We start from the raw sequence: 22,365 nt of genomic DNA on the forward strand, positions 1-22,365 counted from the left end.
CCTGATGCTGTTGCTGCAGATCTGATACATCATGGCTGGACATTCAGCGGTGGCGCTTCCGCCAGCCGCCGTCGTCGGCACGCTGGGCGAGTCCGTCCGTCTCAAGGCGGCCGAGGCCCGCGAGAACTCCCGGAACGCTGAGACCGGCAACGGTTGCAAGTTTGTCGACCGTCGAAGATGCCCGAACGGGCAACGCGTCCAAAAGCAGTAGATCCTCCACAACCAGACCGTCGTGCAGGGATGGCAGCTCGGCGTGCTTCTTTTCGGTTTCCAGAGCGAATGGACCTGCGAGCTCCGCGACCTCGGCGGCGTCGGTCACACAGATTGCGCTGCCGTCCCTGAGGAGCCGGTGGCATCCGGCTGAGTTAGGGGACTGGACAGAGCCGGGCACTGCTCCGACCGCGCGGCCCAGGAGCGCCGCATGATGCGCCGTGCTGAGTGCTCCCGAACGCCAGCGGGCTTCAACCACGACGGTGACGGAGCTGAGGGCGGCAATAAGCCGGTTCCGTTGGAGAAACCTGTAGCGCGAGGGTGATGACCCGGGGGGCACCTCCGAGATCAATAGTCCGCGCTGTGCCACTTCGCGCAGCAGCCCTTCATTCCCGGCCGGGTAATAGCGATCGACACCACATGCCAGCACGCCCAGTGTGGGGAGGGGGTGGTCCTCCCTCGCCGTCACCAGCGCTCCGCGGTGAGCCTGCGCATCGATACCGTACGCTCCCCCCGACACCACCGTGAGGCCGCGGGCGACCAGGCCTGCAGCGATTTCGGCAGTGACGGCTGTTCCGTAGCTTGTGCTGTCCCGTGACCCGACTACCGCGACCACGCGCTGCTGCGACGGAATGGCAACGGGATTCTCACCGCGCACCCACAAGCACAAAGGCTCGCCCAACTGGAGATCTGCCAGTGCCGCGGGCCACCAGTCCGACTCCGGGATGAGGAGGGTGCCTCCAAATCGGCGCACCGTTTCCAGGTCTCTGAGGGGTGCGAGCGCGCCGACGCGGGTTTGCCAGCGGCCGATTGCATGAGTGAGGACATCCGTCCTCACCCGGTGTCCGCTTGCGTCCAGCACCTCGAGAAACGCGCGGTGTACCTGGGGGCCACAGTTTGTTCCGCCCGTTGCAATCCGCAGCGCCTCCACTGGACCTGCGGCAGCCACGAGAGCCAACCCGACGTTGTCCGAAGGTTCCAGCAGTCGAGCCAGTGCGGCACGGGCAACCTGCTCATCGCTCCACACGGAACCGTTCATGCCGCCTCCTCCTGGGCTCGAAAGAGCAGCGCTGTGGTGACGTCATCGGCGTTGGGAGAGGACCGACCGGTCAGGTCAGCGATTGTCCAGGCGACGCGGAGAACGCGGTCGTAGCCGCGTTTGGTGATGGCGGCCCGCTCCATCTTCTTGTCCACTGAAACGGTTGCCTTCCGGGTGAGTCTGAGTTCGTTGTGCAGCAGCGGGGCGGGAACCTCTGCGTTGGTGGAAAGCTCCCACTTGCTGAGCCGCTCGTGTTGAGCGGCACGTGCTGCCGCAACGCGCGTGGCCACGGCAGCGCTTGAGTCCGCCGTGGCTGTGCCGGAGAAATCCTGAAGCGCGACCCGGTGGACGGCCAGTTGCAGATCGACACGGTCAAGAAGCGGAGCGGACATCCGGTCAAAGTAGCGCCGGCGTTGCTGTGCTGAGCAGTGACAGTCGATACCCTTTCCCGTAGCCTGGCCGCACGGGCAGGGATTGGCGGCGAGAACCAACTGGAAGCGTGCAGGATACGTGGCTGTTCCGGCCGCCCGGTGGAGCACCAGTTCGCCGCTCTCCAGGGGTTCGCGGAGCGCATCCAGAATGCGGCGCTGGTATTCCGGTGCCTCAGCCCGCAATGGAAAGTACACCCCCGTAGGTGTGCTCCGATTCTACCTCGACTGCTTACACAGCACGCCTACAACCGTCCGCGTTGGCCCGACCTGCATGTCCCAGTCTGACCAGGCGATGAGCACGCACATGATCACACCCCCCATCCACGCCTGTGACTACTACTCAGCTCGCCTCGGTGAGCAATGGCGTGAGTCCAGTACGGATCGGCCGGGGCAGCGTTCTCAAGGTGAAGTCGGTGACCGACCAACGCGCTTCGTCGATGGGGATTGATCGGATCGCCTCGACGACTTCTGCTGCACCGTCGAGCGTGGTCTCGTTCTGCAGGATCTTGATGAGGACGTCGCGGACATGCCAGCGATTGTGGTGGGCTCCAAGGCGTGCCAAGGCCGCCACGGTCTTCCCGAGCATGGGTGCGCTGCCCGTGGTGCCGACGACGCGCCGCATGAAGTTAGCGAGCGTGTCGCACGACTCGAAGGAGAAACTACCCGTTGCAACGTAGGAGCAGAAGCGTTCCATGACGCGCATGAACGCCGGTGCGTCTCGCTCCCAAAGGGAGCCGATCGACGAGGCACTCATCCAGGGCAAGACGCGCACCAGTGCCGACATGTCGTCGCGGTCATTCTCGTTGAGCGACTGGGCCCAGTCGAGGACCTCAACGAGATCCTCGAAGGTCGGTTTGCCCAGAATGCGGTCGCGAAGTCGCTCAGCCTGCTCTTCTCGGGTTTCCCACGACTGGTGGTCCTGTTCAGTGTCTATGGTCCGCTCGACGGCCTCACGAAATTCAGCGACCGATTGGTATCGCATGGAGGGCGTGTTAGCGATTGCCTTCTCAATCACCGGGCGAAAGACGCCTGGAGTGATTTCGACGTTGACTGGCCACTCGCCAGTTATCAGTTCCTGAAGCATCTTGCCCAGGCTGTAGATGTCCGACAGGTGGTTGGCCTGGCGGGCGTTCTGCCACTGCTCCGGTGCGGTGTAGACCCACGACCCCAGGCCCTGCCGGTAGGTAGAGGTCAGCGGATCAGTGTCACGCTCAGCCATGACCGCAAGGCCGAAGTCAGACACAGCCCAAGTGTCTGCCCCATCGTCACCAGTTCCGAGTCGCAGAACGTTCCCGGGTTTCAGGTCGCGATGGAAGATCCCTTCTCCGTGGATGTAGTTCAAACCTGCGCAAACCTGCCGGATTATGTCGACGATCAGCGGGGGGTTGTCCTTCAAAAGGGACAGGTAGTCCGCCAGGCTGCCCTGCGCCAGCGGCATTGCGTACCACACCTTGCCGTCCCCGGTCTCACCCTGAGCAAGTACCTGCACTACGTTGGGGTGAGAGAGTCTCTCCATGATCCGCAGCTCTCTCTGGAATCGCTTGATTGCTTCCTCTTCGACGCCGTCGACGTTGCGGAGTATCTTGACCGCGATAGTCGCACCGGTCTTCTTGTCGCCGGCGCGGTAGACGTCCGCGAAGCCGCCGTGCCCGATCGTCTCGTCCTCACGCACGAATCGACCGCCCAGGGTGCGCTTCGCCTGCTCAGCGGAGGGCCGACCAGCTGAACGGCGCATGCCGGATTGGTTCCACTCACGCACCACGTCCAGGTCCCAGATCGGCCCCTGGGCGATCTCGCCGACGGCATCGGGGAAGTCGGGGCGCTGTCGGAGTGCCGTCACTCGTGACAGTGAGACGCCCAGCTCCTTGGCCACCTCGCTCGAACCACCCAGTCGCATGAACCCTCCTGAAACAGTTGCTGTGGGTTCACCTTATCAGATAATGGTTGCGAGTACTACACTATTAGATCGCCGGGTGTGTCGGTGGCAGCTCCACGAGGGCTGAAGGCCGCAGCCTCGAACGCAGCGAGCGTGGTCAGCGCGGTTGCTGGGAGCTCGCGCAGGTGTCGCCGGACGGCTGCGAATGATGCGATGAGGGCTGACCAGGACTCAGCGTCGCCTGGAACGGGCACGTTGATCTTCGCGAGTCCCTCGAAATAGAGGCGCCTGCGTACGGCGCCTCGGCTCTCGCGCACGATTTCGGTCTTGCCCTTCTCGCTCTTGAGGTACATGAGCAGGTATTCCTCGTGGAACGGAGCATCCTCCGCGAGGCGGAAGACAACGTAGTCGGGGCTGACCCAGCCAGCCTCGTCCTCGCGTCGGCACAAGGCGATGGAGCCGACATTGACACGCATCGGGTTGTAGACGAAGTCGCCCGGGCGTAGTTCTCGGTAGCGACTGGTGTCCTTGGCGGGCTTGCCCTTGAAAGGGGTGAGCCCACCCTGGTTGGACACACCAACGAACTGGCCCGGGATACGGGAGCCCGCTCGCGCGCCCGCCTCGACGGCCCAGTCGGCAATCTGGATGCTCTCTCCCAGCGGGTAGGACTCCAACGATTCATGGGCCTCGGCCAGGGCATCGGTAAGCTCAGTGAGTGTGACCAAGCGGTTGCGCATTTCCTCAATGAGCACGCCTGCAGACGCGGCGTCTGCCGACAGGGCGGCCTTCGGCCACGGGATGTCGAGGTCGTACCCGTTGTCGATGATGGTGTCGTAGTCGACCTCCCACGAGTACTCATCAGCGACACCGTCGACGACCCAGCGCTCGGCGCCTCTGAGTACCTCGACCGTCAGGGGGTTCGTCTTGCTATATGAGCGCTTCCCGGGCGGATTTGGCACCTGGTAGTAGCGGATCGTCTGTGTGCGTCCACCCTTGGAAAAGAAGATCAGATTGGTGCGCGTGTCTGCGGCAGTCGGGAACACTCCGGTCGGGAGCCGCACGATAGCCGTGACGTTGAACTCGTTGAGCATGCGGCGCCGCACGGTCGAGAAGGCCGTCTCGGTGCGGTAGAGGATGCCGTCGGGCAGGACGATGGCCGCACGTCCACCGTCGCGGAGCTTCGCCATACAGTGCTGCAAGAAGAGCAACTCGGTGGCTGCAGACTTGCTTGGGAAGTTTTGTTGGACCTGCGGATTCTCGGTCCCGCCGAACGGTGGGTTGGTGAGGATGACGTCGAACTGATCGCTCGGATTCACGTTCCGGGCGTCCTGCTCAAGCGTGTTGCGCCTCACCACCTGGGGGTCCTCGACGCCGTGGAGGATCAGGTTCATCGTGCCGACAAGCGCAGCAATCTCACCCGACTCCTGACCGAAGAACGTCGCGGAGTTGAAGAGTTCCTTGTCCTCCACCGTCTTGGTCGCCGAGGCGACGTGCTCGGCGGATGCGACCAGGAAGCCACCCGAACCGGAGCACGGGTCGTAGATCCGCTTGCCGAGCGTCGGGTCGACGATCCGCACCATCGACTCGACGACGGGGCGGGGCGTGTAGAACTCACCGGACCACCCTGCGTCCGCCGTCTGGGCGAGAAGCGACTCGTAGATGACACTCATCGCGTGATGGTTGTCGAGCGCATGGAAGTCAATCGAGTCAACGATCGCGATGACCTCCTTGAGCGAGTAACCGGACTTCATCACCGTCCGGATCTCGCTGAAGATCGCTGCGATCCGTTCTGCTCGTGCGCTTCCCCGCAATCCTCGCAGGTGGGGCAAGAGGTCGTCGGTGACGAACTCGATCAATTCATCACCAGTCAGCTTGGTGTTGCGCGCCCAAGTCGTCCAGCGGTACTTGCCCGCGATGAGCGGCCGATACCTTGCTCCGTCAATACGCGCCACCATCTCCTTCGTCTCTTCCATCGAATCGAAGACCTTGAGAAAGAGCAGCCATGTGAGTTGTTCGAGGTACTTGAGCGCGTTCTTGGTGTTGTCGTCGGCTCGCATCTTGTCTGATGCGGACTTGATTTTGGCCTGAAGTTCGAAGAGTGTCATCCGTCAATTCCTGCGTCGTAGAGGGAAATCTGGACGTCCTGGAGGAACGCCGCGACCTGCTCCGGCCCGCCGAGTTCGGAAGCGACTCCGAGAACGCCTCCCCAGCTGACGCTGAAGGGCAGGAGACCGAAAAGTTCACTGCTGGAGATCTCGGCTGTGCCGCCGAGACGGAACTTATCCAGCACAGCTGCGATCAATCCGTCCGGTAGCTCCGGGTACTTCTTCTCCAACGCACCCTGCGCCGCGGTTGCCCGCGCCTCCCGGCTCATCAAGGGAGCATCGAAGGCAGCTGCGGCGAACAGGTCGAATGCGTCGACATCGGTGCGGCCAATGACGAGTGCGAGCAGCTCAGGAGTGATCTGACGCATGGCCAGGTACTCGCCGAGCGCCTCGCGCTGGGAGCGCGTTTGCCAGACGCTGCGCAGCTCGTCGAGCGACTCCGCCCGCTCGCCGATCACCGCCTTGGCGCGTGCGAGGTATTCCGCGGTGGGGAGGACATGACCGTTGCCGAGGTCTACTTCGATCTCGTCCTTGATTGTTACTTCCAGCCCGGAAATCCTCACACGTCGTTCGCCCTGCGACGGGCGGCGCAGCGCAACCACGAGGTTCCGTGCCTCATCAGAGGTGGTGTCGACGCGAAGGTGTCGTCGGGTGTAGCCGCTTGCGGCGATGAAGACATCGAGCACCGCACTCGGCTGGTCTGGAATGTCGAAGCGCCCATCAGTTGTGCTGCGGGTTTCGGCGAGGAGGCGGCCCTGGAGCCGCACGGAGAGTGAAGCGTTGGCGACGGGCTCGGCTGAATCCTCATCTTGCACGTATCCAGAGATACTGTGGTCCCCGGTCACTGGCCCTGCCACGACAGGCTGGCTCGGCAGATCCCATTCGTCGAACAGGCGGGTGGCATTGGTGTAGTCAATGACGCGGAAGAAGGTCTTGCCGGTCAGCGCATCGATGCGGCTGCCGCGGCCGATGATCTGCTTGAATGTCGTGACCGAACCGATTGGCTTCATGAAGACGATGTTGCGCACCGAGGGGGCGTTGACTCCCGTCGACAGCAGGTCGACGGTCGTCACGACTACCGGCTCAGTGGAGGACGCGAGCTGGAACTGCTCAAGGGTGGCTTGGGCGTCGCGCTCCTCGCTAACGATTCGGGCTGCGTAGAGGTTCTTGCCGGTCTCGGAGCCGAGCAGCCGCTGCATCTCACTACGGACTAACTCGGCGTGCTCCATGGTGACGCAGAAGACCATGGTCTTGTCGAGCGGACCGTAGGTTCGCAGGACGCCGGCCAGGTGTTCGCACAGCACCCGTGTTCGGTCCGGTACGACGATGTCTCTCTCGAATGCACGCATCTCGTACACATCGCGCGGTGTGGTGCCGTCGGGTACGAGAAGCTCGGCGCCCCGCTCGATCTCAGTGTTGATGACCAGACCCTCGTCGACGCTGGTGCTGACCTGCAACACCTTGTAGGTGGCGAGGAACCCGTCGTCGATCCCGCGCCCAAGTGAGTACTCGTACACGGGCCGCGGCTGGCCTCGGTCATCCGCGTTCTCGGAGGCGAAGAAGGTGTAGGTGTTGATCGAGTCGTCTTCCTTCGGCGTCGCTGTCATACCGAGGTGGAAAGCTGTGTCGAAGTGCTCAAGGATGGCTCCCCAGTCGCCGTATCCCGAGCGGTGGCATTCGTCGACCACCACAAGGTCGAAGTAGTCATGCGGGTACTGCTCGAATACTCGTTGTCCGGTCGGCAACTGCGCATATAACGACTGGTAGATCGCGAAGTGCACATCGCGTTCAAGCGGCACTCGTCCACCGGTCACGACGCCGCGGCGATCACCGAGGCCACCGAACTCGTTGTGTGCCTGGTCGCGCAGGTTGACCCGGTCCGCAATGAAGAGCACGCGTTTGAGATACCCGCTAGTGAGCAACTTGTAGACAATGTTGAACGCGATGAATGTCTTGCCCGTGCCGGTCGCCAGCGAGAGCAAGGCCCGGCGGCGCCCCATCAGCATCTCCTCAATCGCTGCTGATACCGCCCGCTCCTGGTAGTAGCGCAACGACGGGGCACCCGGCAAGCTGTAGGCCGGCTGCAACAGCGGATTGGAGGCCCCACCACCACGCCAGCCAAGAACTTCTTGACCCCGCCACGCGACATCCGCCTGCCAGCGCTGCAGTAACTCGTCAGGAGAAGGGAACTCAGTGAGCCGGCGAACCGCGCCGGTCCGCATGTCCTGCTCGACGACCTCATGCCCGTTTGTCGCAAACGCGAACGGTGCCAGAACGTCAGTTGCATAGGCGAGCGCCTGCTGTATCCCCGCACCGGGCGCGTGGCTTTCGTCCTTCGCCTCCACGGCTGCGAGGATCATGCCTCGCGGCTCACCGCGAAGCACGTAATCGACGAACTGCGGCTCATCCCGAACTGTCTGCTCGCCGAGCAGCCGAAGCTTGCCAGGTCGATATGCGTGCTCGCTCTCCACCAGGTCGCTCGACCAGCCAGAAGACTGAAGCAAAGGGTCGATGAGGTCAGCCCGCGTCTGGCTTTCGTTACGGTTCACACGAGAAGTCTACCCGAGGATACCTGTGTTCAGACCAGCGTGGTCCAAGGCGCCGTATCTCTCAGTAGGCGTCTGACCTCGCCAAGAACAACTCGCGTCCACCGGCGCTGGGGCCGGCCACTTGCAGGGTCTCAGCCTCCCTGTCCCGCTGGTGACGGCGCTGTGCCCGCTCGAGCTGGCGGGTTCGGGCGAGCAGGATGAGACTGACTGGTCCCATGATGGTGAACTTCATCGCGTTGTAGATGAACAACAGCACGAGCAGGTTGAGCCAGCCCGGGCCGCCCTCCTCGATCAGGTTGCGGCAGATGGCCGCCACGAGCAGGTACGGGATCGCCAGCAGCATCGCCGGGGCACCCCATTTGAGGCCGCGACGCGTGCGAATGACGTCGAGGAGGATGTTGGTCGGCATGTAACGACGCAAGAAGTAGCGGGTGTGGACGCTTGCGGCCCAGATCAATTGGATCATCGCGGACAGTCCTCTCCTGTAGGGCTTCGGTAGCGAACGAACGTCCCTGAGAGGGCCTTCTGCCGGAGCGTGGGCCATGCCGTCGAATCTGTCTCAACGGCGCGTAACTACTGCGCTACCTACCACCGATTCTACGACGAACCTCGGACAAGTGGAAGGGGGCCGCCTGGGGTACCTACAGGGTCGGCGACTGCCGTTCGGGGGTGCGCCGTGGTGTCTCGCGCGAGACGTCGTTCGCGTCGGCGGTGATGCGGGTGGCTTGATCCAGTGCGAGGCGGGCTCGTGCGGCGTCGACCTTCTGTGCCGTCGCCTCGGGTGGAGCACCCAGCGGTGCGTCGTCGGTGATCCCGTACCGGTCCCGGTACGCCGCGATCACGCGGACCTGTCGTCGCCATGCCCGTTGCCTGCTCTGGTCGCGCGGTGGCGTTCCGAGTGGCTTCGTCCACGAGGATTTCGCGTCGAGTGCGGTATCCAGGACGGCATAGGCGCGATCCTCGATCAGCTTCCGCCTCTCCCCGAGCGCCTGCCGCATGTCGCCGGCCATCGAGCCGTCGGCGTGTGGGATGAGGCCGGCGATCAGGCGAGGCGCTCTGCGGGTGCGGCCGGAACCGGCGGGGCGTGCGGTGGCGCGTGCTACCCGGTGGTGCAGCACGGCGGCGATGTCGTCGGCGTCATCGAATCCTCGCGCGGCGACGAGGCGCGGGACCAGTCGGTCAATGTCGTGGTGGTTGGCCTCGGCCCGTCGTAGTTCGGCGGTCAGCGCCCCAAAGGTCTCAGACTCGACCACGGCGTCGGCCTGGTCTTCGGCAAGGCCGCTGGTACGGATGAGGGTGACCCAGCGGTCGTATTGGGCTGCGGCCGCGATGGTCTCGTACTCAGCCGCGAGCTGGGCGATCAAGCCCCAGGTGTGTTGTTCAGCGACGATGATCTCGTGCGCGGACAGCTCGGCACCGGTGTGCTGGAGCACCCCATAGAGCACGGACCGGGCGGTGGCATCGAGGCTGTCGCCGGGATGGGGATGCGTGTGGTCGTCGGGGCGGTCCAGTATCACGTACGCAATGTTGGATCGTTTGCCGCGGCTCATGGCGACATATAGGTTCTCCCGCGTCGTGGTCGGTTCCACCAGCACGTGAGCGGTATCGGTGGTGAGGCCTTGGGTTCGGTGCGCGGTGACCGCGTATCCCAGATCGACATGCTCGGCCACATACGCAGCAGGCAGGACGATGGCCCCGCTGAATTTCCGACCGGTGCGGTGGACGGTGAGCGATCCGTCGTCGCGGACGGCCGTGATGGTCCAGGTGTCGCCGTTGCGCACCCATTCCTTGCGGTTGCGAAGACGGCGGTCGTTGCGGCGGGTGATGATCGTATCGCCCATCCCTGCTGTCGTAGCGTCGCTCAGGTCAACCTCCCGACTCGGCCTGAGCACACCGTCGAGAATGAGGTCCGCACGCGCGCGGGAGTTCAGGGTGCTTACGTCGTCGCGGGTCTCGGCGATCAGTACTGACACCAGTCCGGCATCGCGGTCGGCGCGCCAGGCGACGTAGGCGCCGTCGGTCATCGCCTCAGCGTCGCCGCCGCGGACACGGTCGTGGTCGATGTAGCTGTCGATCACATCGGCGTGGCCGTGCCGCAGCGAGAGCGAGGCGCTCTTCTCCCACACGTTCATGAAGCGGTGGACATCGACCAGCTCAGGCGTGTCATCACGGTCACCTACCAGCAGAGAGAAGGCCCCGCCGGCGTCCACGGACTGAAGCTGGGCATAGTCGCCGACGAGCAGCACCTTCGCCCCAGCCTGCGCGGCGAGACGCGTGATGCGATCGAGGGACAGCGTGCCTGCCAGGGAGGCCTCGTCAATGATAACGAGCTGCCCAGCCTCGAACGTGGTGCCGTGGGTGAGGTGATTGGTCCACCACTTCGCCGTGTTCTCGGTAACAATGCCGAGGTCGTCGGCCAGCACTTGCGCGGCCACGGCCGATGGTGCCATCCCGACCACTGAGCCCGGTCCGCGCTCAGCTTCCCAGGCCCGGCGTAGAGCGTTCATTGCGGTGGTCTTGCCCGCCCCGGCCGGACCGACCAACACATCGACGACGCGGCCCGAGACCACGACCTTCATCAGCGCCTCGGCCTGATCCTCGCTGAGCATCCGCCCCTCGGTGTCGGGGCGGGCGGTGATCTGCTCCACCGTCTCCACCGGGACCGCCGGCCCGGTGAGGGTGCGGGATCGGTCGAGCAGCCGGTCCTCGGCGGCGAGGAGTTCTTCGGAGGAGAACACCGTGGAGTGCTTGGGCCGGAACACGCTCGTCCCGTCGATGCGCCGGAAGACCGCGGGACTGGCGGCCAGCTCTGGCGGAGTCAGCCGGAGCGAGGCTTGTTCGGCGGCGTCGGCGATCATCCCGACGATCGCCTCTCGGTCGCGTGCGCTGGCGAACCGCCAGCCCATCGTCTGCCGGGAGGCTTCGGCGTGCAGGTTCCAACGCCGCCAGGTCGAGCGCTTCTCACCGACCACGGCCACCACCGCGGCCCCGACCGCAGCGACCGTCTCCAGCGGCACATCATCCGCCCGCAACACCATTGGAGCCCCGGTGCCCGTCACGCCGCGCGCCCAGGTCGTCACGTCCTCTCCGAGGAGGCTGCTGGCGCGGGTACGCCACGCCGCGGTCAGGTCAGCAAGCGACCGCACCTGCTTGTCCGGCCGGGTGGCGAGGGTGGCCTGGGCGCGCAGCTTCACGATCGTCGCCGCAGACGGTCGCCGACCATGCTCGGCGACGTACTCGGCGATGAGCCGGTCGGCCTCGGCCTCGATGTGGTGCGAGCGGGTAGAGAATGCTGCGATCAACTCGTCTGGGACTGCGGTTATCTCCCAGGACGGGTTCCGGTCCCGTCCCCGCTCCCGCGGCTCCCAGTCGAGGCCGAAGGTACGGGTGAGCCGGTCTGCCAGCACCGCGTTGTAATGCTCGGAGAGGGCGACCACGGCGGCGTGCATTGGCCGCCCATCCAGCGACCGCCACCGTCCATCCAGTGCCGTCTGCACCTTGTTGGACACGACCACGTGGGTGTGGAGCTGCGGGTCGCCGGCCCGGGAATCGTAGTGATCGAACGCGGGGGCGATCAGCCCGGTCACGTCGACCTGGGCGACCGCCCCATCGCCGGCCGTGATGCCGGTGCGGGTGGCGGCGACCGCACGCTCCATGAAGTCCACCACCTCCGCCACCGCCTCATGGTGGGCCTCGGTGATCAACGCCTGCATTCCTGCGTCCGCGACACCCCAGAGCACAGAGACCGACTTCGGCACCGAGAATGTGTAGTCGAACCCGGCGACCGCCCTCCTGGTCCCCTGAGTTGTCTCCTCGTTCTCGATCTGCGCGGTGGCTTCGGCCCGAACTGCCGGCCCCAGCTCACCCGGCAGTTGCTCGACGCGCTGCTTGATGCGCTGGGCGACCGCGGCGTACCGCGGGAAGGCTCGCCCTAGCGGCTCGCCGGTGACAGGGTCGCGGCCCATCCCGACCAAGAGCTGAAGCTGCGCTTCCGAGACCTGATCCCCGGTCGAGAGCCGACCATCACCCAGGCCAGCGAGGCCGGAACCCAGCCACCGTCCCGGGGGCGTACCTTCCTCCGCGTAGTAGCGCGTCAACGGTGTCGAAAGGGAGCGGTCACCGTCGGCGGCGACAACGCTACGAAGCAGGTACTTGTAGCCGTCGCCGGCGCTCATCACCCGCATCGACACCGTCATGCGAGTCAGGTGCACGCTGTGCGATGGCGGTGGCTTCGTTGGTCAAGCGGTGAAGAGCCGCTGCGCGCGAACGAGTTGGCGATATCGGCTTGAAGTGACGCGCGACAGGCCTGGTAAAACGTTGGGGCACCTTCGGACGGCGTGCCCCCGCCTGTAGCAACCGACCTGTTACATCGAGAGTCTAGAGAGGTTGGGCACCGCCGTGCATTTCATCCCAGGTCTGGGCAGTAATGAGACAAGAGCACCCGGGTCAGTTGCTCAGCGCGCACACTGATCGCGCTGAGCGCGGTGTCGGTCATACTCGCGAAGTTGGTCGGGTATCGCTCGACCGCGTCTCTCGAAACCAGGTCAGGCACGGGCACTGGCAGGTTTCGGTCGTTCATCCCCAGATAGGCGTGCACGAACCCTCTTACTTGTCTAGTCTCGCCGGCCAGGTGGATTCGTGCGCGACTGGCGTCTTGGGTCTTCCCGTGGGTGATCTCGAAGGTTTGCTTTATGCGGCTCGGCCAGAACCGAGCTGCTGTTCTTTCGCTTCGGCCGGGTCCTGCGTCGGCAGCGATGAGATAGTCGAGATCGTAGACGTGGTCCGTGTGCAGTGGTGAACGCCCGGGCATCAGCGGTGACAATCCGAGGTTGTCATACACGCCGCCATCGGTCATCACCACCCTCCTGTTGCTGGCCTTCCCGGAGCGGTCTCGGAACGTGTAGTCGCGCGTCAGCGCTGGCAGGAGCACCGGGTATGCGGCAGACGCCGCGACTGCTTCGGCGACCGTCACCGGGTTTGTGATCTCCCCGTATGGGGAGCACGAACTTACCTGACTGCCGAACCGAACGGCGTTGCCAGAGGTCATGTCTGTGGCGGAGATGACGGTCGCCAGGTCGGTGTGGGAGACCTCCGGGAGGGTGCGCTGCCCGAACGGTCGGGCCTGCAATGCGGCCACGAGGCTGTCAGTCCGGGTGCGTGAGCGCGGTTGCCGGTTGGTGCCAGCGCTGACAGCACTGCCGACGTTTCGGGCCATCGCCCATGGTGTGAATGTCCGTCTGACCAGTTCCTCTTGAATCCCCGAACGCAGCAGACCTACAACGGATGCGTCGAAGTCGACGAAGCCCCGCGGCCCGTATGCCCACATCGCTGCCAGCAGGCTCCCGCCGCTGATCCCCGAGACAACCCGGACATGCTTCAGTAGGTCACGATCGTGAAGGGCGCGTAAACATCCGAGGCCGAACGCAGTGGCGCGGAACCCGCCACCAGACAGGGCCAGACCGATGCGGGGCGTTTCGCTCATCGGAGCCTTCTCAGAGCTTGCTGCCACCAAGAGAGGGAGTGCGGCGATTCTGACGGAGGTTGGAAGTAGCCGCCTGGATAGTAGGCGGCGTCGGGGATGACCTGGGGCCGGCCGTCAACGCGGCGCTCAGTCTCGGTGAGGCGGTCGACGACTCTGAGATAGACGTCCGGCAACTCCCCGTCCTCATACCACGCGTTCCATCTGGGGGGCGGACCACCAAGGATGCACATCAGTGCCCGCCGGCCTGTCCCGCTTGGTGAGACGATCCAGCCCATGCCTGCTTCGTCGGTCGGGCTCGGCTGCGCGCGACCGTAGGGGTGTGTGTGCCACATGCCCACGAACCCGACACGGTTTGCGGTGCGCGCTCGATGGTGCTCGATCAGCTCTTGCGTACCAGCGGTGCCGTGGTCGAAGTACACCGCGGACAAGGCACTGTCTGGTGACGGACCGACGGCAGCGTCGACATAGAGGTTGCCAGTGGCTTCGTCGAAGGACCCGAGCAGCATTCCGCCGGTTTCCACCTCTTGTCCGCGCGCTCTGGCGCCTCGGCGCGTCTCGGCTCTCATCTCCGCCAGGGCACGTGTCGAGAGTCGAATCTCGTAGCGCCCGGAGACATCGGTGGTGACGTGATCATTAGGCCAATAGAAGCGACTCGTCCCGACCCCGGTCTCTGCGCCCGGTAGCCGGACGGCCACCGCCACCATCGGGTCCTTGCGACGTTCGCTTGCGAGTTCTGAGATGGTCGCCCAGAACAACGCCGATGCAAGAGCTGTGGTTTGGATCGCCGAGCCGGTGAAGGTGGGTGCCGAGCATCCTGGTTCTGGAAAGAACATTTCGGTGCGCGGAGGGTCAGGAAAGAAGTCATCCACAATGTCGCGCCACGACCCGGCAGCAGCACCGCGGCCGTCGACCGCGATGCGTCGCAGAACGTCGTGACCGGCGCCAGTGGCGCCCGGCCGGGACAGGATACCGAGCGCTCGGACGGCATCGTGCCCGAACAGCCCCGTGATCAGCGGTGGCCATTGATCACGCTGCCGCGCGCGAGCGGCTTCGACCGCGGCGCGCACGCCGATATCGGCGGTCGCATCAATGACGAGGTCATAGTCGGGTGACGTCTGGCCCTCGCCGGTGAAGAGAGTGATGACGTTGGAGGTGAACGCCTCCACGGTGAGGTCACGTCGCAGGGTCGTCAGGCGCCTCGCGAGCTGTCGCGCCTTGTTGAACCCGATATCGGCATCCGAGTACGGCTGGCGCAGCAAGATACCCGGTTTGACGGTGCTGTTGTCAGCGACGGTCAGTGCGCGCACTCCCGTCCGGACACAGTGTTCTGCGATCGGCGCGCCCAGCGCGCCACAGCCGAGCATGAGGACCCGTTTGCCGTGCAACCAGGATGCTGCCGAGCCTTGGTCGCGGCGGTTCGTGAGCTCTGCCCGGTTCTCATGCACGACCATCCACTTGATGTCGGCAAAGCCCAACCAGTCATGCGCGAGAGAGCGAACCTGCTCCTTGAGCTCGTCGTCGTCCAGTCGGCCGACTCGCCTCAATAGACCGGTGACCTCCTCGCCGAAGTCGTCGATCCGCCATGCGGTGATGTGCGCGAGGCGCCGTGTCCCCGACACTCGTCGCGCCGGTGTGCCGAGCAACACTGCCACCGGGGCCGTCTGCTCCAGTGATGCCAGTTCGGCAATGGCGCCGTTGAATCTGCCGGCGCTTGTGATGGCCCGCAACAACTCATCGCGAGGGACCCCAAACTCCTCAAGACTCTCCGCCAACGCCGAAGCTCTGTTCGGGTACTCCATCGACAGTTCGTCGCTGACCAAGATCAGGGGCGCCACGTAGAACGGTCGCCCTGCCGCGTCGCGCGGTTCGAAATCGTCGGCCAGCACGCGGTCGTACGCCTCTTCGAGTGTCAGCCATTCGAGGATGTCGATCCGCTGACCGGCGTGTTCACACCACGCGTACACAAGCCTCGTCGGCCCGGGCACCACCGTTTCCCCCCAGGGCACGAGTTCGCCGACATCCGGATTGACCACGATCTGCCCGGCGTCGGCCGAGCTGTAGGTCACTGGCGGGTGCAGCGGTTGGCCGTCCGGGTCAAGCGTTGCCTCAGCAGCTGCGCGAAGCCAGCTCATCAGTCGCTCAATCAGGCCTCGCATTCCCTCGGCGGGATTCCACTCCACCGACGGGGCCGCGTAGAGGCAAAGATGCCGTTTCCATTGGACGTGCGGGGTGCCGGCCCATCTCGCGTGAGATACCCAGACCCATGGGGGACGGTACGGATAGGCATCATCGATCACGAATTGGAACCTCTCGCGGTTCCGAACTTTGATGCCCTGCCCCTTGGTCTCGATCCCTCGCGTATCGAGAGATACGTCGACGACGAGGCCGGCCTTGGTCTCCCAAGACCCGACGACCTCGATGGCTCCGTCGCTGACGCTCGCGAGTTCGTGAAGCTGCGTGACAGCCCGCTCGGTCAACGTCCGAAGCCCACCGGCGCGTCGGGAGCCTTGTCCCCACCGCGGTCCGTGCTCACTGCCTGCTGCACTCGTTCCGGTCCACTGGCGGCCTCGACACCCCCCGCGGGGAGCGACTTCGCCACGTTGACCGCTGCTGCAGTCACCGCCGCGAGTCGAGTGCCTGCACCCGTGAGTGCAGCGCTCTTGGTGGATTCACTGGCCGCCAACTCCACGACGGTGTCTTGGACAACTCCTGCCCCGGTCACATCCACGCCGAACACGACCGCCGAGGGCGCTGTTTCATCGACCCACGACATTGTGCAGATCACTTCATCGGCGATCTCGCTGTAGCGATCGGCGGCTTTCCGGTGCGGCGGGTTAGCTCCTGCGACATCCTTGGCCGGGAAGAGGGCACTGCTGCTGACGATCACGGCTCCATCGCGCGCGTTGCGTTCGAACGCGTTGAGCACGTCCATCTGCAACACGTCCTTGCCCTCGTCGTCGGGCTTGTACATGACCTTCTTCGAGCAATGATGAGGAGCAAGAAGCAGATCCCACTCCAGGTACTGCTCTCGGTTGTGGTACTCGCTGTAATCGAAGATCTTCATAATCGTGTCGTGGGCCAGGTCGCCGAACATGAGTACCTTCCCGTCGATCCCCGAGTCGTCAGTGAGCGTCACCTGCATGGCCAGAGAGGTCTCGTTGCGCGGCGCAGCGCTGTCCTCTCTGAACGGCGCGTGGAAGAAAGCCTCGAACCGGCCCTCGCACTCGTGCCCATCGAGGACGGTCACGGACTTGCCGGGACCGGACTTGTACTGCTCGGGCAGTTCATCGTAGGGATGCTTGCCGTGCTCGTCGTCGTAGCCGATGACGAGCACCCGATCACCGCTGGTGGGCTCCTCGCCCGCCGTGAGCGCCGCCTCCGTGGCTTCGATGCGACGTTCGGACTCCTCACGGAACGCGACTGCATCCTCGCACGGGTCCTCAGTGTCCGGGTCGTAGTACTCGTGCCAGAGCCTGGGCGTGGACCACAGCTCGCCGATACGGACCTTCGACAGCAGGTCTGCGAATCCGAGGCAGTGATCCTTGTCCGCGTGGGTCAACGCGAAGACCGCAAGATACGGCTTGCCTTCGACCACAGGCAAAGCCTCAACGAGCTTGTCGACCACCGCGACCTCGGGGTTCGCCTCGTCATCAGCCTTCGCCATGTCATGCAGGTCCACCTGCAACACGAGGGTCTCGTCCACGACGACGGTGGTGCTGTCCCCGGTGCCAACCGGCCAAAACACCGCACCCCGAGCTGGCAAACCTTCATCGGCCGACATAGCTCCTCACTTCCTCGGCCGAAGCCGCACTACCCGCCAGCAGCACCTTGCTGCACCATCTCAGGATACGTTCGACCGCTGACACCGACTTACCGGAACTTCCGGCCGGGCTCCCGCGATGGCGGCTGCCGTGGCTCCGCGAGCTGGCAAACTTACGCACTACCAAGGAGGGCCAACCACGGCAGCATCGACGATGGGGCCGAGGGCGTGGTGCGCGGCCTCGACGCCTGCTGGGGTGCCGAGTGTGATCAGTTCAAGGCTGAGCCCGTTGACGGTCGCGAGCAGGACCGTGGCGGACTGGTCCCTGCTCTCCGGGCCAGCACTCCCTCGCTGTCGAGGACGGCCAGCCACTGGCTCACTCGTTCACGGGCGTGCCGCGACAACGCCGCGAGCACAGCGCGCCAGCCTTCCAACTGCGCCACGTGAGCATCGCCTGCGGGCAGGAACTGCTCCATACCGTCTTGGACCCGACTCCAGGTCAAGTCTGAGCATCGCGAAGAGGAACGGGACTGTACGTTCTTGGTGTAGCTCCCGAACTGGGAGGTATACCAATCTGTCGGTTTCCCAGTCGGTGACTTCGCCGGCGGATCGCCCGGGGTCGATAGTATTGGCGCATCCTCGTGTCGCCCCCCGTGCTGTACGGACGAGGACCAGAGCCAGGGCCACCAGTAGGAGGCCCACATGGTGCTCAGTGATGTTCTTGGTCTTGCGGCGGCGGCATGGGGAGTCGTGATGGCCATCGCCCCGGCCTTGCAGATTCACCGGATGCTGCGGACCCGATCCGCCGACGACGTATCACTCGGATACTTCGCCCTGCTCATCCCCGGCTTCCTGCTCTGGGTGCTCTACGGACTGTCCCGACACGACTGGCCCCTCGTCATCCCGAACACCGTCGCCACAGCCGTGGCGCTCGTGACCATCGCCGTCGCCGGGCGACTCAAGCGCAACAGCGCGCGAAGTGCTGAGGCCCGACGAAGCGGCAGGAGACCCTAGACGACGTGGCCAGGTATGTGCGAGAGCCGGCGATCCTGACCGAGCGCGGCAACGACGCCCTCACCACGGACGACCTGATGCTCATGACCGGCCCTACCGCAACACTGCCGAATTGCACTGAACGACCTTCTTCAAAGGCATGTGATTGCGTGCTGCCCCCTCCTGGCTTCGTAGCAGGTGGTTGCGTCCGGTAATGCGAAGGGCTTGCTCGCAACCCCCCACGCTCACGTGCGGAAGCGCGCCGCCGCCTCCCTGATCCACTGTCGCTGTCGGCGTGTCTCGACTGCGCGCGGGTGGTAATTCTCGCGCACCCAGGCGACAGCGTCTGCGGACTCGACTCCGCCCATGACCGCCAGGAGCGACATGGCGGTGCCGGTGCGACCTATCCCACCACCGCAGGCAATCTCAACCCGTTCGCGCTCCGCCCGAGTATGAGCTTCGCCCGGTGCGCTAATCGCGTCGTCCATGGAGTCGGGCAGAGAGAAGTCGCGCCCACTTAACCCACCTGTACGGCCAGCCATCGATGCCGCGGGGTCTCTGCCGAGCAAGTAGACAGCGAATCCGGAACCGGGACGTCGCCGCGAGGGCGTCGGACTCCCATGCCTCTGATGGAACGGCCGTCCGGGAACTTCACGAGCCCGCTCACCGGTTCCCAAGCACTCACACAACCACGGTAGTTCCAAGAGTCCGGCTTATGCCGCAGCAGACTCTGTCCTCGATCTGCAAGAGGTGTGCTCGACTAAGGAGCGGGTCAGCAGAGACGGCCCGAGTCACGACTCCGGTAGGCGTCCCGTGGACATGGAGGCTGTTTGTAACCCGCCTTCGTGGCGGTTGGCCGGGACCGAGCAACTGCCAGGCGACTAGCCCGCGAGCGGAACTCTAGAAGGCGTCCGGTCCGGGTTCCCCGAACTGCGGAGCCGTCATGCGCGAGCCGATCAGCCCACCGGCGGGGGCCGTATGCGGGTCAGGTCTTTGTTCTTCGGATACGGCGGACGCGACCTCGCCGTCGAGCACGTCCTCAGCGGCCTGACCGTCCGGTTCCCGAACACAACGAGCCCTTCACCCGCGTCTTCGCACGCCACTGCCCCGACGCCCCGAGCGCCGACGAATTCACTGCCATCGACACGCGTCGCGTGCCACCGGTGGATATCCTCTGCGGCGAAGTTCCCTTGCCGGATGTGTCGATCGTGGCAAGCAGGCTTGCCTCGCCCCTGGCGCCTCGTTCCCAGCTTCGGCCGCATACGACAGCCGCGATTGACGCGCTACACCCCTAGTTCGTGGTGATCGAGGACGTGCGCGGGCTGCTGTCCGCGCCCACTGTCCGGCCTTAGGCGGAAGTAGCGAACGATGACCAGTGCAACTCGTGGAGCAACCGGCGGCGGTGCAACTGCAGCCCTTCGCCACGTGGAACCGCGAGCGGCGCCTGTTTCAGAGCCTTCTGGTCAGGGGCATGCCTTGGGCGAGGAAGTCGAGGGCGGCGTCGAGGGCGGCGAGGTACTTGTCGACGGTGAGGTTGTCGTTGAGGACCGTGGAACCGAAGATACCGAGGACGGCGCCGGTGAAGGCGGTCACCTCTGGGTCGTCGGGTTCCCTTCCCGCATGGGCGGCGAGAAGAGTGGCGAGGTCGTCGAACAGTTTTTTGATGGCACCAACTGAGGGTCCCCGGAGATCGGGCTCGCTGAGGACGTAGAGCTGCCGGCGACGTTCGTTGGTCCACGTCTCGGCTGAGACCGATTCGTCGGCGGCTTTGAGCGCGACACGGATTGCGTCAAGGGGTTCGAGGTCGTCCGGCTGGGCGCGCAGCGCTTGGAGGAAGAAAGGAGTGAACCCGTTGTGCGCAACAGTCTCGTCCTTGGTTCGGAAGTACCGGAAGAACGTGGTCGTGGACACGTCGGCCAACTCAGTGATCTGTTCGATCGAGGTCTCGGTGAAGCCGTGCTGCTCGAACAGGTCGAGTGCGGCCTGCTGGATACGGATACGGGTTTCGGCCTTCTTACGTTCGCGTCGTCCGAGGGTGGGAGTACTCATCGGGTCTCGCTCGCGTGCTCGGGGTCGGTGACTTGGTCGGCGCCTTTGCGGATAAAGATTACGGAGACAAGCGCACACGCCACCGAGACGCCTGCGGCGACCCAGAAGCTGGCGGCCATGCCGTGGGTGAAGGCGTCCGAGATGTTGGCGGCAAGCTCGGTGGAGCCGAGCTCTTCGGCGACGCTCTGGCCGCTGGGGGCGCTGTGCTCAACGGTCTCCAACGTTTCGGCGGGCACAGCGGCGGTGTCGAGACGCGCACGGTAGTTCAAGGCGAGCACACTACCCATGATAGCAACGCCGAGGACTGCGCCGACCTGCCGCTGAGCCTGGAGCAGGGCCGATCCCACTCCAGAGCGGTTGCTGGGAACCGGTGCCAGCGCGATGTCAAGTGCAGGTGGCATGGCGGCACCGAAGCCGACTCCGATGAGTCCGGTCCACAACGCGAAAAGCCCGAAGCCGGATTCGACGTCTGAGAGCGCACCGAGGGTCAGGCCAGCGGCCAAGGCGACGAACCCGGCGGCCATGATCGCCCGCGCCCCGACAGTCTTTCGGACACGGCTGGCGACGCCGATGGCAAGAATCATGGCCGCGATCAAGGGTAACAGGTGCAGGCCGACCTGCACGGGTGAGGCGTCGAGAACGACGTATGAGTACTGGGGCACGATGAACATCACGCCAAAGACGACGAACTGTACGGCGGTTGAGAGTATCGAGCCCCAGGTGTAGCCGGACTCCTTGAAGAGTGACAGGTCCGCCATCGGGTCCTTCACCCGGCGCTGGGCGATGACGAAAACCACGAGCAGCACCAGACCCGCGAGGATGCCTGCGATGGCGATGCCGTTGGTCCAGCTCGTCTCGCCGGCGGTGATCAGACCGTAGCTGAGGATCGCCACGGCGCCGACGGCCAGGATGCCGCCGGTGACATCGACCCGAACCGGGCGCTCGGAGCGGGACTCCCGCACCAGTACGGCTAGGGCGATGAAGACAATCAGGACTAGCGGGAGGTTGAGCAGGAACACCGACCCCCACCAGAAGTTCTCCAGCAAGAACCCGCCGACGATCGGCCCTAAAGGCATGCCGGCCGAGACGGCGGCAGCCTGGATGCCAATCGCCCGAGGGCGCTCCTCGGCCGGAAACACGGATACCAGCACCGCCAGGCCAAGAGTGTTAAGGAACGCCGCTCCCAGGCCCAGCAGGGCGCGGCCCAGGATCAGGAAGCCCGGGGTGGGTGCGAATGCGCACAGCAGTGAGGCGATGCCGAAGACGACGAGTCCGGCCAGCAGCAGCCGTTTGCGGCCGAAGCGGTCGCCGAGCTGACCGACCGGCAGCAGGAGTGCTGCCAGCACGACGGTGTAGCCGTTGACGATCCACTGCAATTCGCCGACCGAGGCGTCTAGATCGGCGCCGATCACGGGGACGGCAACGTTGAGGATCGTCAGATCGAGGCCGACGAGCAGGAGCACTGAGCAGAGGGCAGCGAGAATCCACCAGCGGCGAGGGTCCGCGCCCACTGAGGAAGTGTTAGTCTGTGTCATATGGACCATAGTACCACTTGGGTGTTAGACCCGCTAATGCAAGGACCGGTGACCCTGAGCAGAGGTTGCCGTGGGTGAGCCGACCGCAATGGCGCCACCGGTCCGAGGCAGGGCTGCGCGTTGAGGTCCTCGCGCCGACCGAACAGGCGCAGAGCGGTCAGGCGCCTTCTTGCGTCCTCCCTGATCGACGGCGAGGCTGCCGTGTTCTCTCCGCTGGCGAATGCGCCTTCGTGAACAGCGACGGCGTGAGCCTCCTTGGCGACGCGTTCGGACGACGCACCGGATCAGATGACCAGCCGTGAACACGGTGGTGCCTCAACAAGCAACGGCTCGCCA

At 64.8% G+C, this 22,365-nt stretch carries 14 protein-coding genes; 1 reads left to right on the forward strand and 13 read right to left on the reverse strand.

Features of this window, described 5'->3' with window-relative positions; translation table 11 throughout:
* Window positions 1–43: 43 nt before the first annotated feature.
* From dprA to mblB, 10 genes are all read right to left on the reverse strand, one after another.
* Window positions 44–1,249 (reverse strand): DNA-processing protein DprA, encoded by a 1,206-nt coding sequence (gene dprA, locus JOD47_RS17315; protein ID WP_204536240.1) that lies wholly within the window; start codon window positions 1,247–1,249, stop codon window positions 44–46.
* A complete protein-coding gene (locus tag JOD47_RS17320; protein ID WP_204536242.1) occupies window positions 1,246–1,875 on the reverse strand; it encodes an ATP-binding protein in 630 nt (209 codons plus the stop codon). Before JOD47_RS17320 ends, dprA begins: the two co-directional genes overlap by 4 nt.
* A gap of 145 nt (window positions 1,876–2,020) precedes the next feature.
* Window positions 2,021–3,577 carry a serine/threonine-protein kinase gene (locus JOD47_RS17325; RefSeq protein WP_204536244.1) on the reverse strand — a complete coding sequence of 519 codons (1,557 nt, stop codon included), beginning with the start codon at window positions 3,575–3,577 and terminating at the stop codon, window positions 2,021–2,023.
* Window positions 3,578–3,633: 56 nt separating this feature from the next.
* On the reverse strand, window positions 3,634–5,661 hold the full coding sequence (locus JOD47_RS17330; protein ID WP_204536246.1) for an N-6 DNA methylase: 2,028 nt from the start codon (window positions 5,659–5,661) through the stop codon (window positions 3,634–3,636).
* Window positions 5,658–8,210 (reverse strand): EcoAI/FtnUII family type I restriction enzme subunit R, encoded by a 2,553-nt coding sequence (gene hsdR, locus JOD47_RS17335; protein ID WP_204536248.1) that lies wholly within the window; start codon window positions 8,208–8,210, stop codon window positions 5,658–5,660. Before hsdR ends, JOD47_RS17330 begins: the two co-directional genes overlap by 4 nt.
* Window positions 8,211–8,271: 61 nt before the next feature.
* The gene (locus tag JOD47_RS17340) at window positions 8,272–8,619 is read right to left on the reverse strand and encodes a sulfate permease (RefSeq protein ID WP_460432902.1); all 348 of its coding nucleotides are present in this window, start codon (window positions 8,617–8,619) and stop codon (window positions 8,272–8,274) included.
* A gap of 232 nt (window positions 8,620–8,851) precedes the next feature.
* Window positions 8,852–12,406, reverse strand: coding sequence for a MobF family relaxase (gene mobF, locus JOD47_RS17345; RefSeq protein WP_239548154.1), 3,555 nt, complete (start codon window positions 12,404–12,406; stop codon window positions 8,852–8,854).
* A gap of 209 nt (window positions 12,407–12,615) precedes the next feature.
* The gene (locus JOD47_RS17350; RefSeq protein WP_204536250.1) at window positions 12,616–13,692 is read right to left on the reverse strand and encodes a patatin-like phospholipase family protein; all 1,077 of its coding nucleotides are present in this window, start codon (window positions 13,690–13,692) and stop codon (window positions 12,616–12,618) included.
* The gene (gene cap2-3 / locus JOD47_RS17355) at window positions 13,689–16,169 is read right to left on the reverse strand and encodes an anti-phage 6A-MBL system cap2_3 protein (protein WP_204536252.1); all 2,481 of its coding nucleotides are present in this window, start codon (window positions 16,167–16,169) and stop codon (window positions 13,689–13,691) included. The genes JOD47_RS17350 and cap2-3 overlap by 4 nt, the downstream gene beginning before the upstream one ends.
* Window positions 16,166–17,473: an anti-phage 6A-MBL system MBL-fold protein gene (mblB, locus tag JOD47_RS17360; RefSeq protein ID WP_204536254.1), complete on the reverse strand. Its 1,308-nt coding sequence runs from the start codon at window positions 17,471–17,473 to the stop codon at window positions 16,166–16,168. The genes cap2-3 and mblB overlap by 4 nt, the downstream gene beginning before the upstream one ends.
* A 681-nt stretch (window positions 17,474–18,154) precedes the next feature.
* On the opposite strand from mblB, the gene JOD47_RS17365 reads away from it, so the two are divergent.
* Window positions 18,155–18,466, forward strand: a complete 312-nt coding sequence (locus tag JOD47_RS17365; RefSeq protein ID WP_239548155.1) for a SemiSWEET family sugar transporter — start codon at window positions 18,155–18,157, stop codon at window positions 18,464–18,466.
* A 224-nt stretch (window positions 18,467–18,690) separates the two neighbouring features.
* On the opposite strand, the gene JOD47_RS17370 is transcribed toward JOD47_RS17365, so the two are convergent.
* The 3 genes from JOD47_RS17370 to JOD47_RS17380 form a co-directional block, all read right to left on the reverse strand.
* Window positions 18,691–18,933 (reverse strand): protein-tyrosine phosphatase family protein, encoded by a 243-nt coding sequence (locus JOD47_RS17370; protein WP_239548156.1) that lies wholly within the window; start codon window positions 18,931–18,933, stop codon window positions 18,691–18,693.
* A 961-nt stretch (window positions 18,934–19,894) separates the two neighbouring features.
* Window positions 19,895–20,494 (reverse strand): acyl-CoA-like ligand-binding transcription factor, encoded by a 600-nt coding sequence (locus tag JOD47_RS17375; RefSeq protein ID WP_204536256.1) that lies wholly within the window; start codon window positions 20,492–20,494, stop codon window positions 19,895–19,897.
* The gene (locus JOD47_RS17380) at window positions 20,491–22,029 is read right to left on the reverse strand and encodes an MFS transporter (RefSeq protein WP_204536258.1); all 1,539 of its coding nucleotides are present in this window, start codon (window positions 22,027–22,029) and stop codon (window positions 20,491–20,493) included. Before JOD47_RS17380 ends, JOD47_RS17375 begins: the two co-directional genes overlap by 4 nt.
* Between the last annotated feature and the right edge of the window lie 336 nt (window positions 22,030–22,365).

The sequence above is a fragment of the Arthrobacter tumbae genome (assembly GCF_016907495.1).
Lineage (GTDB): Bacteria > Actinomycetota > Actinomycetes > Actinomycetales > Micrococcaceae > Arthrobacter_D > Arthrobacter_D tumbae.